This window comes from Mesorhizobium sp. M6A.T.Cr.TU.017.01.1.1, from assembly GCF_004023115.1.
GTDB lineage: Bacteria > Pseudomonadota > Alphaproteobacteria > Rhizobiales > Rhizobiaceae > Mesorhizobium > Mesorhizobium mediterraneum.
In genome coordinates, this window is record NZ_RZTA01000017.1 from 26924 (window position 1) to 38889 (window position 11966).

Annotated in this window: 12 protein-coding genes and 1 pseudogene; 4 read left to right on the forward strand and 9 right to left on the reverse strand. The window is 62.2% G+C overall.

Annotated elements, in window-relative coordinates; genetic code table 11:
• From EOB36_RS34935 to EOB36_RS07995, 3 genes are all read right to left on the reverse strand, one after another.
• Positions 1–763: molybdopterin cofactor-binding domain-containing protein (locus tag EOB36_RS34935; RefSeq protein ID WP_245467668.1), on the reverse strand; the 763-nt coding region annotated here is incomplete at its 3' end.
• Positions 760–1788 (reverse strand): xanthine dehydrogenase family protein subunit M, encoded by a 1029-nt coding sequence (locus EOB36_RS07990; RefSeq protein WP_095486463.1) that lies wholly within the window; start codon positions 1786–1788, stop codon positions 760–762. The genes EOB36_RS34935 and EOB36_RS07990, both read right to left, overlap by 4 nt.
• Before the next feature lies 1 nt (position 1789).
• A complete protein-coding gene (locus EOB36_RS07995) occupies positions 1790–2422 on the reverse strand; it encodes a (2Fe-2S)-binding protein (protein WP_095486462.1) in 633 nt (210 codons plus the stop codon).
• A 217-nt stretch (positions 2423–2639) separates the two neighbouring features.
• Here EOB36_RS07995 and EOB36_RS08000 point away from each other — a divergent pair, with 217 nt between their 5' ends.
• Entirely contained in the window at positions 2640–3083 is a 444-nt protein-coding gene (locus EOB36_RS08000) for a PPC domain-containing DNA-binding protein (RefSeq protein ID WP_095486461.1), read from the forward strand.
• 48 nt (positions 3084–3131) lie between these two features.
• Here the strand turns inward: EOB36_RS08000 and EOB36_RS08005 are convergent, their stop codons facing one another.
• From EOB36_RS08005 to EOB36_RS08020, 4 genes and pseudogenes are all read right to left on the reverse strand, one after another.
• Positions 3132–4274 carry a DUF763 domain-containing protein gene (locus EOB36_RS08005; protein WP_128284620.1) on the reverse strand — a complete coding sequence of 381 codons (1143 nt, stop codon included), beginning with the start codon at positions 4272–4274 and terminating at the stop codon, positions 3132–3134.
• A gap of 61 nt (positions 4275–4335) precedes the next feature.
• Positions 4336–4563 (reverse strand): annotated as a pseudogene (locus tag EOB36_RS08010) (MgtC/SapB family protein); the annotation flags it as partial.
• A gap of 96 nt (positions 4564–4659) precedes the next feature.
• Positions 4660–5097, reverse strand: a complete 438-nt coding sequence (locus EOB36_RS08015; protein WP_126102989.1) for a GFA family protein — start codon at positions 5095–5097, stop codon at positions 4660–4662.
• Entirely contained in the window at positions 5094–5741 is a 648-nt protein-coding gene (locus EOB36_RS08020; protein WP_095486457.1) for an alpha-ketoglutarate-dependent dioxygenase AlkB, read from the reverse strand. The genes EOB36_RS08015 and EOB36_RS08020 overlap by 4 nt, the downstream gene beginning before the upstream one ends.
• A 140-nt stretch (positions 5742–5881) precedes the next feature.
• Between EOB36_RS08020 and EOB36_RS08025 the strand changes: the two genes are divergently transcribed.
• The 3 genes from EOB36_RS08025 (at position 5882) to ligD (ending at position 9992) form a co-directional block, all read left to right on the forward strand.
• Entirely contained in the window at positions 5882–6097 is a 216-nt protein-coding gene (locus EOB36_RS08025; protein ID WP_095486456.1) for a KTSC domain-containing protein, read from the forward strand.
• Between the two features lie 475 nt (positions 6098–6572).
• Positions 6573–7442, forward strand: a complete 870-nt coding sequence (locus EOB36_RS08035) for a Ku protein (protein ID WP_095486455.1) — start codon at positions 6573–6575, stop codon at positions 7440–7442.
• 3 nt (positions 7443–7445) lie between these two features.
• On the forward strand, positions 7446–9992 hold the full coding sequence (ligD, locus tag EOB36_RS08040; RefSeq protein ID WP_128284622.1) for a DNA ligase D: 2547 nt from the start codon (positions 7446–7448) through the stop codon (positions 9990–9992).
• A gap of 33 nt (positions 9993–10025) precedes the next feature.
• Here the strand turns inward: ligD and EOB36_RS08045 are convergent, their stop codons facing one another.
• Positions 10026–11039: an ATP-dependent DNA ligase gene (locus EOB36_RS08045; RefSeq protein ID WP_095486453.1), complete on the reverse strand. Its 1014-nt coding sequence runs from the start codon at positions 11037–11039 to the stop codon at positions 10026–10028.
• A gap of 42 nt (positions 11040–11081) precedes the next feature.
• Positions 11082–11879, reverse strand: a complete 798-nt coding sequence (locus tag EOB36_RS08050; protein WP_128284623.1) for a Ku protein — start codon at positions 11877–11879, stop codon at positions 11082–11084.
• Positions 11880–11966 lie beyond the last annotated feature (87 nt).

Sequence of the window (11966 nt, forward strand, 5' to 3'; positions counted from 1 at the left end):
TCGCCGTGGGGGCGGTCTTCGCCCCTTTGGAGCCAAAAGCACCGCCGATATAGGGACTGACGATCCGTACATTGGCCGGGTCGATCTTCAGTTGCCGTGCCAGTTCGGTCTTCCAGCCGGTGACGTTCTGACTTGGCTCGTGCACGGTGAGTTGGTCGCCCTGCCACCACGCCGTCGTGGAAAACAGCTCGATCGGATTGTGGTGCTGGGTCGGCGTCGAGTATTTCTGGTCGATCTTCACCGCAGCCGCAGCATAGGCCGCGTCGAAATCGCCGGCTTTAAGGTTCTCCTTGTACATCGGACTTTTGCCGGCGGCAGGCTCGATCCTGGTTCCCCGGGAATCGAAGCTGGCGCTGGGTGTTTCTTGCGCATAGTCGGCGCGGATCAGCATAGCTGCCTCCGCCGCCGCCTCGAATGTCTCGGCAACCACCAGAGCGATGATCTGGCCGTCATGGAAGATGGTCTTGTCGTGCAGCGGAGCGATCGAGCTTGCGCCGGTATTGCCGAATTCTGGCTTGTCGACCTCATCCATATCACCGACGCTGACGATATCGAGGACGCCGGGCACCGCACGGGCCCTCTCGAGCCGGAGGGCGGAAATGCTGCCCTTGGCGATGGTGCTGGTGGCAAGCACGCCATAGGCGACATTCGCGGTCGCAAGGTCGGCTGGGTAACCAGCCTGGCCGGTAACCTTCAGGCGGGCATCGATCCGGGGAACGGGATTTCCCATATTCTCTTTCGGCGCGGGGGCAGCTTGGTTCATGATGGGACCTTCATGTCGCGTGTTTCGAGCAAGGCTCGCACCAGAGTGCGTTTGCCGAGTGGCACCTTGAATGCATTGTGTTCCCTTGGCTTCGCCTCGGCGAATGCGATCTCGGCGGCGGCCTCGGCTGCATCGCGATCGAGCACCTTGCCGTGCAATGCCTCTTCAGCCGCCCTTGCGCGCCAAGGCACGGTCGCCACGCCGCCAAGCGCTATGCGTGCTTGCCTGACCTTGTCACCGTCCATATCGAGAGCGACGGCCGCCGAGGCCAGCGCAAACGCATAGGATTCGCGATCGCGGATCTTCAGGAAGCGCGAGCGGTGGCTCCAGGCCCTGATTGGAACATCGATGGCTACGATGACTTCGTCGGCTGCCAGATCTGTCTCTATGTTGGGCGTATCGCCGGGCAGGTGGTGCAGCTTGGCGAAAGGTATCCTGCGCAAGCCCTTCCTCCCCTCGGCTTCGATGACGGCGTCGAGCGCGATCAGGGCCTGGGCGAAATCGCCGTGATAGGTAGCTATACAGGTGTCGCTGGTGCCGAGGACCGCATGCTGCCGGTTCAAGCCTTCCAGCGCAGCGCAACCGGATCCCGGCTCGCGCTTGTTGCACGGCCAGGATGTCTCGCGAAAATACTCGCACCGCGTCCGCTGCAGCACATTGCCGGCCAGGCTGGCCATGTTGCGGATCTGGCCGCTGGCCGCCAATTTCAGGCTTTCGGCAAGCAGCGGGCAACGGCGCTTGATCTCGGCCCTGTCTGCCGCCTCGCCCATGCGAACCAGCGCGCCGAAACGGATGGTGTCGTCGCTGATCCTGATCTGCCGCAAGGCCGGTTCGGCCAGACCGTTGAGATCGAGCAGGCGCTCGGGCTGCGCCACGCCAAGCTTCATGTAATCGGCCATATTGGTGCCGCCGGCGATGAATTGGGCGTTGGCCTGTGTCGGGGGAACGCGCGCATCAGTAAAATGCGAGGCGGCGGCGACGGCCGCGGAAACGTTGGTCGGTCTTTCGTAAGCGAAGGGGCGCATCTCAGGCCCTCCTGGTCTCGTCTCGCGCCTGGACAATGGCGGCGACAATGTTCGGATAGGCGGCGCACCGGCATAGATTACCGCTCATATATTCGCGGATGTCGTCTTCCGAACCGGCGTGGCCCTCGTTGACGCAGCCGATGGCTGACATGATCTGGCCCGGCGTGCAGTAGCCGCACTGGAAAGCATCGTTGTCGATGAAAGCCTGCTGCATCGGGTGCAGACTCCCGTCGACGGAAGCGATCCCCTCCACGGTCGTGATTTCACGACCTTCATTCATGATGGCGAAGCTCAGGCAGGAAAGCACACGCTTGCCATCGACAAGCACAGTGCAAGCCCCGCACTGGCCGTGGTCACAACCCTTCTTTGTGCCCGTCAGGCCGACATGATCGCGCAGCGCGTCAAGCAGGCTCGTGCGATTGTCGAGGGCGAGATTGTAGGCTTGCCTGTTGATGCGAATCGAAATCGTCGACAGATCGCGCGGCCCGGCCAAACTTGCGGTTGATTGTTCAGCCGCTTTCACCGACTTCGCCAGCAGCGGCGCAGCCGCGGCCGCCGAAACGGATCCGGTCATGAAGCCGCGTCGGCTGAGGACGGGCAATGTGGGTTTGCTGGGGGATTTGGCATCGGACATGGCTGGCTCCAGGCTGGCTGCGTCTCAAGCCGGCCAAACCATCCGCTGAAGCCAAGGTTCCCTCCCTCACGCGCCTGTGATCGCGTCTCCTCCAGACGCGCGGTCCAATCGCCAGCTTCGAATTGGCATTCGGAACTCTCCAGCCGTCATTTCGTTCAAACTCAGTCGACTGAAAAGACGACAACGCAAAAGCCGACATGGCGTCTGGAGTGAAACCATGAAATCGCAGCTCGTCGCCGAAAGCGCCGGACAAAGGACATTCGTGGTGGTGCTTGATCCTGGCGAGGAAGCGTTCGCAGCGCTTACCTCTTTCGCGGTCGATCAGGACATCGGCGGCGCCTCGCTGACCGCGCTCGGCGCCTTCGAAAGGGCGACTGTCGGCTGGTTCGACCCCAGGGAAAAGACCTATCGGAAAATCCCGGTGCTGGAACAGTGCGAGGTGCTCAGCGCGATCGGCGATATTGCGATCGGCGACGACGGCAAGCCCAGCCTTCACGTTCACGCGGTGCTCGGGTTGCGCGACGGCAGCACGAAGGGCGGACATCTGCTCGAAGGCATCGTTCAGCCGACACTCGAAGTCACTTTGGTGGAAGCGCCTGGGCATCTGCACCGCAGGAAACGCCCGGAACTCGGTATCGCCTTGATCGACCTGGACGCCTGAAGCCGAATGCGGATCAGGCCAGGTCCGCTGAATTGCGATTCGGCCCGATTATCCCTTTTGTTTGACTTGCCTGACGTCCGCGGGCGCCTCGGGTGCGGGCTCCCAGCCGAACACGCTGCGACCGCCGAGCAGATGCGATTGGTCGAACTCTCCGGCAATAATTTCCTTCAGGCTGGGGCCCGTGACATAGCGCTCAACCTGCCGCGATTGGTCGTCCAGCCGCTTCAAGGCACCTATTTCTTCGTCGCGGCCGAGCCTGGCCTTGTGGACGGCGGACTTCAGCACGCCGATCGTCTCGTCATAGACCTTCAGCGGCACAGGAAACGGATGCCTGTCCTTGCCGCCATGCGCCAGCGAGAAGCGGCCGGGATCGGAAAACCGGCATGGCGCGCCATGCAGAACCTCGGCCACCAGCGCCAGCGCCCGCACCGTGCGCGCGCCGACGCCGGGGACTAGGAGAAGCTCGGAGAAATCAGCGGGGCCACGCTCCGCAGCCGCCGCCATGTTCCCATGAAGACGGTGCATGACGACATCGCTTTCGCGAACGTCGTGGTGTGCCGGCATGACGAGGTGCGGCAGCATTGGCTGGTCCGGTTCCGGCGCCGTAGCCACGTCACGCTCGAGCGCGGCGAATTCCCTCAGAATGCGATCCGGTCCGAGGTCCTGCAGGAGCTCCAGCTGCCCCTTGCGCGATGCGTGGGCCCGGCGGTCGGTCAGGTTGACGATCTCGCCCTGGTTGGCGCCCTCGATGGCGGCATGCGGCTGGTCGACGAAGCTCTTCAGGCCTTCGGACAGCCAATGATAGCGGCGCGCCACCTTGCTGTCGCCATTCATCCCCTGCTGGACCACGACCCAGTCGCCGTCATCGGTCACGATGAAGCCATGCAGATAGAGATCGAAGCCGTCCTGAACGGCGGCACTGTCAACCTTGGCGACGAGCCGGCTGGCCGTTGCCAGGCCTGCTCCGTCGAAGCCGACGCGCTCGCCGATGACCGCAAGCTCGTGCGGGGTCTTGCGCGAATGCGAGCCGCGGCCGCCGCACACGTGAATGCCGAGTTCGCCGGAGAGCGGCGCCAACCCGCGTTTCAAGGCGCCGATGACGCTGGTCGTGATGCCGGAGGAATGCCAGTCCATTCCCATCACGGCGCCAAACGACTGGAACCAGAAGGGATGCGCCAACCGGCGCAGCACTGCCCCGGCGAAGAATGGCGCCGCCGCCGATGAAGCCGACGCCTGTCAACACGCCCAAGGGAAAGCGCAGCACGTCCATCCGGGCAAAGGAATCCGGATCTTTGCCGCCGACCCCCAGCAGAATAGTGGCCTGTGTCATTGCGATCGCGGCGGCCAGCCCGACCAGGATCGTCGTCCTGAGGCCCGCCGCTTGTCCGCGCGCCTCCCGGTCGAGGCCGATCAGTGAACCGGCGAGCACGGTCAGAAGCAAGCGTGCCGCGATGTCTTGCCAAACCGGGATAAGAGACATCGGTAAACCCTGATCGCCGCTGGTGTTTGGATTACGAGCTGATCGCAATTCAATTCGGCTAGGGTCATTCGGGTTCCATCGGCGGCGTTTTGCCGGTTACCGATCGGCTGGATTTCCGATCGCCGGATCGCGCCGCCTTGAATATCTTTCCACACGCGGCAGATCGTCGGGAAATTCCACCCACGGCAGCTTCATGTCCCAATAGGCGTGAGCCTGCGGCGCAAAGCGTTCGGGGTGGTCGAAGAAGCCGATCGTCAGATAGAGTTCTTCGGGAAGCCCTTGGTCGAGATAGGCTATGGATGTGCCGCAATCGGCGCAGAAGGTGCGGAGCACGCCTTCAGTCCTTGAGAACGTCTTCGGCGCGCCGGTCAGCAATCTGAATTGCGCCGGTCGATAGCCGACCCAGACGGTCAGCGGGCTCCCTATGGCCTTGCGGCAATCGTCGTCGTGATCGGAGCAAATCCAGAACGGGTCGCCATGCATCTCAGCCGTTATCGAACCGCAAAAACAGGAGCCGGTCTCGATCCTTGTCATCGAACCACCCCTTTCGACGGAAGCGAACGTTGCGGCCGCAGGCTCCGCAAGGTGATCGAATAGCGGTGCGCGGCAACCGGAGGGATGCTGTGCTCCCATTCGGTGCGCGCCGGGCCCGTCATCAGGTAAGCAGACCTTGGCTCGACGATGATGGTCTCGCGATCCCATCTCGTGCCGTTCTTCCGGCGCAGCCGAAAGCTGCATGGCGCAAGAAGGGAAACGCCGGCCACGGCATCGAAATGCGGCTTGTCGCGATGCCATCCGATACCGGCGCCGGGTCGGTACTCGTTGATCAAGACCTGCACGAAAGCGTCGACGGGCAGCCGCGCAAATGCTGCCGCCTTCTCCCTAAGCGGCATCAGAAAAGCCGGGATCGGCGGCGCCGCGACGACTTTGCGTTGGTCGAAATCGTAGCGCAGGCCAAAACCGGCGACGCGCCGGTTTGCGAGGTGGCCATGAAAGTCGAAAGGCTGGAAGGCGAGACTTTCGAGCTGCCGCACCAGCTCAGCCTCTTCCTCCGCCGTGATCAACTCCGGCTGGTAGTGAAATCCCTCCGGCAGATCGTCGAGCGCACGAAAATCGGGCGCGCCAAACAGGTCGCCTTGGCCGGCGATTTCCGGTTGCTTGGTTTTGAGCGGTGGCATCAATCCTAATTGGTGAAGCCGCCCGGTGGCGGCAAGGTCTTGGAGGCGCCGAGCCGGCCGGATCATCGCCTCCTATCTTTACGAGGCGGAACCTGGATCGCCGGGGCGGGTTATTGCCCAGACGCGTCGAGTGTTGGGAAATGCCTTCAACTGCTATCCAAAGCATCAATTACGATCCGGCGACGAGGACCCTCTCCGTATGGTTTGTTCCAAGTGGGAATCGCTACGATTACGACGACGTGCCGCCGCAGACTTACACTGAATTCCGCAAAGCCCCGTCAAAAGGCCGCTTCTTCAACGCGTTCATTCGAGATCGGTATAGCTACCATTTGGTCGAGCAGAGCCGGTCGGGTTGAAACCCGGCGCCCTTGCGTCGAGAATGCATCCGGGAAGAGACGGCTTCCTCGTAGAACCGGTCGGTTGACCGGTTTCATTGCGCCGGCGGCGTACCGGGTTGATCGCCGCCCGTCGACGACTTGGGCGTAGGATCTTTGTCGACCTCGGGACTTTGCTCGACGGTGTTGGTGTTGCTCTGAGTCGGTTCAGTGCTGCTGGTGCTGCCCTGTGTCGGTTCGGCCTCGTTGCTGCAGCCCGCTAAAGCCAGAGCCGCAACCAGAGCCGACAAAAACGACAGTCTCGTCAATGATAGTCTCGCCATGGCCAACCGCTCCCTTCCTGCTCGACAACGGCGGGTCATGAATTTGGTTGCAGCGGAACGGTTTGTCTGTAGGCCAGGCATCCGATCATCGCCGTGTAGGCACCAAGGAACAAATCTGCGCGCCGCCACGTTGCATTTCCAGTGCAAACGCTTGTGACAGTGAGGCTGTTGTCTTGGCGCCGAGAGCAAATTGGAAGGGCTTCCTGAAAATTGGAGAACTTAGCTGTCCGGTGGCGCTCTATACGGCTGCCTCGACTTCAGAACGGATCGCCTTCCACACGGTAAACCGCGCCACGGGACATAGGGTGCATCGCGCGTTCGTCGACAGCGATAGCGGCAAATCCGTCGAGAAGGACGATCAGGTCAAAGGCTATGAGATCAGCGCGGGTGACTACGTCGTGCTCGAACCCGATGAGGTCGCAGCCGCCGTCCCCGAGAGCGACAAAACGTTGTCCGTCTCGGCCTTCATCGGCTGTTCCGATGTCGACGACGTGTATTTCGACAAGCCGTATTATCTGGCCCCGCCGGACAAACACGCGGAAGAAGCATTTGGGCTGATCCGCGAAGGCATGCGCAGGAAGAAAGTCGCCGCGATCGCCCAGACCGTCCTGTTCCGGCGCGTCCGGACCTTGCTCATCCGGGCCTATGACGAAGGGCTGGTCGCAACGACGCTGAATTTCGACTACGAGGTGCGCTCGGCAGAGGAGGCCTTCGACAACGTGCCCGACATGAAGATCACGGGTGAGATGCTCGAACTGGCCGAACACATCATCAAGACCAAGAAGGGCAAATTCGATCCGACCAAATTCGACGACCGTTATGAGGCAGCGCTGGCCGAGCTTGTGAAGGCAAAGCTCGAAGGCAAGAAGATCGCAGTTCCGAAGCAGCCCAAGCGGGAAAAGGTCGTCGATCTTATGGACGCGCTGCGCCAGAGTGCCGGCGGTGGCGGCAAGCCGCCCTCGACCAGAAAACCCGCGGCAAAATCAAAGCCGGCTCGTCACGCGAAGCCGAAGCAGACAGCGCCGCGTCGGAAGGCCGGCTGACCGATGGCGCTCGAGACCTACCGCAAGAAGCGCGATTTTTCCGTCACCCCGGAGCCGCAGGGCCGCAAGGCGCCGAGGACGGGGAACAGCTTCGTCATACAGAAGCATGATGCGACGCGGCTCCACTATGATTTCCGTTTGGAAATGGACGGCGTCCTGAAGAGCTGGGCCGTCACCAAAGGGCCGAGCCTGATCCCCGGCGAGAAGCGCCTTGCCGTTCATGTCGAGGATCATCCCTTGGAATATGGCGGTTTCGAAGGCACCATCCCGAAGGGCGAATATGGCGGCGGCACCGTCATCCTGTGGGACAGAGGCACCTGGACGACGATCGGCGACGCGCATCGCGGCTATGCAAAAGGCCATCTCGATTTCGAACTTCACGGGGAGAAGCTTGGCGGCCGCTGGCATCTTGTGCGGATGGCCGGAAAGCCGCGGGAGAAGCGCGAGAACTGGCTGCTGATCAAGGGCGACGATGACGCCGCGCGCACGGAAGGCGATCCTGACATTCTGGACGAGCGGCCGGAATCCGTCGCCACCGGCCGCAAGATCGAGGATGTCGCCGGAGAAGCGCCCGGCTGGTCGTCGAAGACGGGGCGCATTGGCAAGCACCGCGGCCGCACGAGGGCCGCTTCCCCGGAAGAGCAGCCCGCCACCGTTGGCGTTCCGGAGCCGTCAAAGATCAAGGGTGCCAAGAAGGCAGCGCTTCCCGATTTCGTCGAGCCGACGCTGGCGACCCTCGTTTCGTCCGCGCCGTCCGGAGAACGCTGGCTGCACGAAATCAAATTCGACGGCTACCGGCTGCAGGCACGGATCGAAGCCGGGCGCGTCAAACTGTTGACGCGCAGCGGTCTCGACTGGACGAAGAAGTTCGGAAAGGCGGTCATTTCGGCGCTGGCCGATATACCTGTCGGGACGGCGCTGATCGATGGTGAACTCGTGGTCGAGACATCCGCCGGCGCGTCGGATTTTTCCGCGTTGCAAGCCGACCTCAGCGAGGGCCGCAGCGATCGCTTTCGCTTCTACGTCTTCGACCTGCTTCATCTCGACGGGTACGATCTGCGCGACGTTGCGTTGATCACGCGCAAGCAATTGCTGGAAAAGGTCATTGGTAGTGATAACGGCATCATCAGCTACAGCGGACATTTTGAGGAGGATGGCACGCTGGTCCTGCGACACGCCTGCCGGCTGAGCCTGGAAGGTGTTGTCTCCAAGCTTCGCGATGCGCCTTACCGCGCGGGCCGCAGCAAGAACTGGGTGAAATCGAAATGCTCGGCGCGACAGGAATTTGTCGTGGCCGGCTACGTCCCCTCGACAACCTCGCGCAATGCGATCGGCTCGCTCGTCCTGGGTGTCTATGACGATGGTAAGCTTCATCATGTCGGACGCGTCGGCACCGGCTACACGGCAGCAGTCGCACAGGACCTGTTCAAGAAGCTCGAGCGGATACGCATTCCGTCAAGCCCGTTCGATGAGCGGCTGAGCGCCGAGGAGGCTCGGCAAGCCCGCTATGTCAGGCCTGAACTCGTCGCCGAAGTCGAGTTCCGGGCCTGGACCGCCGACGGCAATCTGCGCCACGCCTCGTTCCGCGGATTGCGAGAAGACAAACCGGCGAAGGAGATCATCCGCGAAACGCCGAAGACGAACAAGGCAGCACCCAAACCTCAGCGCCGGACCGTCAAGCTCACCCATCCCGACCGCCTCTATTGGCCTGACCAGGGCGTGACCAAGGAAGGTCTCGCCGACTATTATGCCGAAGTCTGGCGCCATGCATCGCCCTACATCGTCGGCCGGGCGTTAGCGCTGGTGCGATGCCCAAGCGGCATTTCGGGCGAGCAGTTCTTCCAGAAGCATGCCTGGAAGGGTCTCAATCCCAACATCGTGCTGGTCCACGATCCCAAGGACCCGCCCGACGAGCGGCTGATCAGCATCAATGATCTCGATGGGCTGATCGGCCTTGTCCAGTCGGCGGCGCTGGAGATCCACCCCTGGGGCTCGTTGGTGAGCGATTGGGAGCGTCCAGACACGATCATCATGGACCTCGATCCTGGCGAGGGCGTGAGCTGGGAGGCGGTGATCGAAGCCGCCGTCGAGACGCGCGACCGGCTGAAGGATGCAGGGCTTGTCCCCTTCATCAAGACCTCCGGCGGCAAGGGCCTTCACGTCGTGGCGCCAGTGAAGCCGAAAGCGCAATGGCCTGTCGTAAAGGCCTTCACCAAGGCGATTGCCGACTCCATGGCGTCCGACAGCCCAGGCCGTTACGTCTCGACCATCACCAAGTCCAAACGACGCGGAAAAATTCTCGTCGACTATCTGCGCAACCAGCGCGGTGCGACCGCAGTCGCCCCCTATTCGACAAGAGCACGACCGGGTGCGTCGGTGTCGATGCCGCTTGCCTGGGACGAACTCGGCCCCGGCATCGGACCGGCCTATTTTACGGTCGAGAACACACCAACCCGGCTTGCCTCGCTGTCGTCGGATCCCTGGCAGGATTTTCGAGCAGCAGCAGCGCCGATCGAAGAACCGGGAAGCCGGCGCAAGAAAGCGGCTTGAAAACCGTATACGGAGAGCACGCGCCGCAGGGACTCAGGCGATCTGCTCAAACGTGCATTGCTCCGGAGCCTTGTCCGGCCGCCAGCGCAGGAACTTGGTGCCGTGCCGGAAACGGTCGCCGGTGACATGATCGAAGCGTACTTCGACCACCAATTCGGGCCGGACCGGCTCCCATTCGCCGCTGCGCTCGGTGCTCCAGCGGCTCGGCCCGCCCGGCGCCTTTCCGGTGAAGCCGGGTGGCTCGCGCATGGCTTCGAGTTTGCGGGTAAGTTCGGCCCTGTCGTCCTTGGCGATGGTCGAGGTGAAGCCGACGTGATCGAGCTTGCCGGCCTCGTTGTACAGACCCAGCAGCAGAGAGCCGACCTGCCGGCTGTTGCTGAGATAACGAAAGCCGCCGACCACGCAATCGGCCGACCGCAACCGCTTTACCTTCACCATCGCGCGCACCCCCGGTTGGTACGGACCGTCCAGCCGCTTGGCGACCACGCCGTCTGTCGCCCCATGTCCGGCAGCCCCTAGCCAGGAGCGGGCTTCTTTCACATCGCGCGTACAGTGCGAAAGCACGATGTTCCTGCGGTTTGCCGAAGCGACGAAAGCCTCAAGGATCGCTCGCCGTTTTTTCAGGGTGCGCGCCAACCAGACGGTTCCGTGCTCGTCGCAGAGCATATCGAACAGGACGATGTGCGCCGGGGTTTCCGCAGACAGCTTGCGGATCCTGCTCTCGGCGGGATGAAGCCGCATCTGGAGGGCGTCGAACGATGGCTTGCCGTCGACCGAGATGACGATTTCACCGTCGACGACAAAACGGCGCGACGGCAGTTCCTTCAATGTCGCGACTAGTTCGGGAAAATAGCGTCCGAGCGGCTTGCCTGACTTTGCGCGCAACTCCACCGCATCATCCTGCCGGAACGCCAGGCAGCGAAAACCGTCCCATTTGCGCTCGTATTGCCATCCGTCTCCTTCGGGAATCGCATCAGCCGCCTTGGCTTCCATCGGAGGCGTGTCGAGCGGCAGGGGGAAGCCGCCGTCGCGGGGGATGACCTTCATTGTGCTGCCTTTGTCCCCCCCGACCAAGCCTGCTCCCAGGCACTATTTTCGCTTTCCGCCCTCCGAGCCGATGCTCTTGCGCAGCGCATCCATGATGTTGATCACGTTGCTGGGCGGTTGCTCGGCCTTGGCCTTGGCCGGACGCTTCTTGCCCTTCTTCTTCGAGGCAATGATCTCCAGCAGCCGCGCCTGGACGGGATCTCCGGTCATGGCGGGATCCCACTGCTTGGTTCGCTCATCGATCAGGGTCGAGACCAAATCCATCATTTTCGAGTCGGGTTTGGCTTCGCTGATCTTGCCAAAATAGTCCTCGGGATCGCGAACCTCGTCGCCATAGCGCAGTGTCCACAGCACGATGCCCTTGCCTCGTGGTTCAAGCATGACGGCGCGCTCGCGGCGATACATGACCAGTCGCGATATTCCGACTGTCCCTGTCGACTGCATGGCGTCGCGAATGACCGAGAATGCCTCCTCTCCGACCGGGTCGTCAGGAGTGAGATAATGGGGCTTGTCGTACCAAATCCAGCCGATGCTGTCGGCAGTGACGAACATATCGATGTCGATGGTGCGCGTGCTCTCCAGCCCGACCGCGTCGATCTCATCGTCCTCGAGCAGCACGTATTCGTCCTCACCGCGCTGATACCCCTTCACCTCGTCGTCTTCAGCAACGGGCTTGCCGCTAACGGCGTCGACATATTGGCTGACGACCCGATGCCCGCTCTTGCGATTGAGCGTGTGGAACCGGACCTTTTCGCTCTCGGTGGTTGCGGGCGTCATCGCGACCGGACAGGTCACCAGCGAAAGCTTCAGATAGCCTTTCCAAAAAGGACGTGGCGCCATCAAGGACCCCCGGGGCAGGTGTAAAACAGTCGAACGCGCCAGGGCGATCGATTGTTCCAGCAGCGTTTTTTTCGCGCGCCCAAGACT

Excerpts from the sequence above, each read along its gene's own strand:
- EOB36_RS07990 (WP_095486463.1), bottom strand. The coding sequence starts at position 1,788 with ATGCGCCCCTTCGCTTACGAAAGACCGACCAACGTTTCCGCGGCCGTC.
- EOB36_RS07995 (WP_095486462.1), bottom strand. The coding sequence starts at position 2,422 with ATGTCCGATGCCAAATCCCCCAGCAAACCCACATTGCCCGTCCTCAGC.
- EOB36_RS08000 (WP_095486461.1), top strand. The coding sequence starts at position 2,640 with ATGAAATCGCAGCTCGTCGCCGAAAGCGCCGGACAAAGGACATTCGTG.
- EOB36_RS08015 (WP_126102989.1), bottom strand. The coding sequence starts at position 5,097 with ATGACAAGGATCGAGACCGGCTCCTGTTTTTGCGGTTCGATAACGGCT.
- EOB36_RS08020 (WP_095486457.1), bottom strand. The coding sequence starts at position 5,741 with ATGCCACCGCTCAAAACCAAGCAACCGGAAATCGCCGGCCAAGGCGAC.
- EOB36_RS08025 (WP_095486456.1), top strand. The coding sequence starts at position 5,882 with ATGCCTTCAACTGCTATCCAAAGCATCAATTACGATCCGGCGACGAGG.
- ligD (WP_128284622.1), top strand. The coding sequence starts at position 7,446 with ATGGCGCTCGAGACCTACCGCAAGAAGCGCGATTTTTCCGTCACCCCG.
- EOB36_RS08045 (WP_095486453.1), bottom strand. The coding sequence starts at position 11,039 with ATGAAGGTCATCCCCCGCGACGGCGGCTTCCCCCTGCCGCTCGACACG.
- EOB36_RS08050 (WP_128284623.1), bottom strand. The coding sequence starts at position 11,879 with ATGGCGCCACGTCCTTTTTGGAAAGGCTATCTGAAGCTTTCGCTGGTG.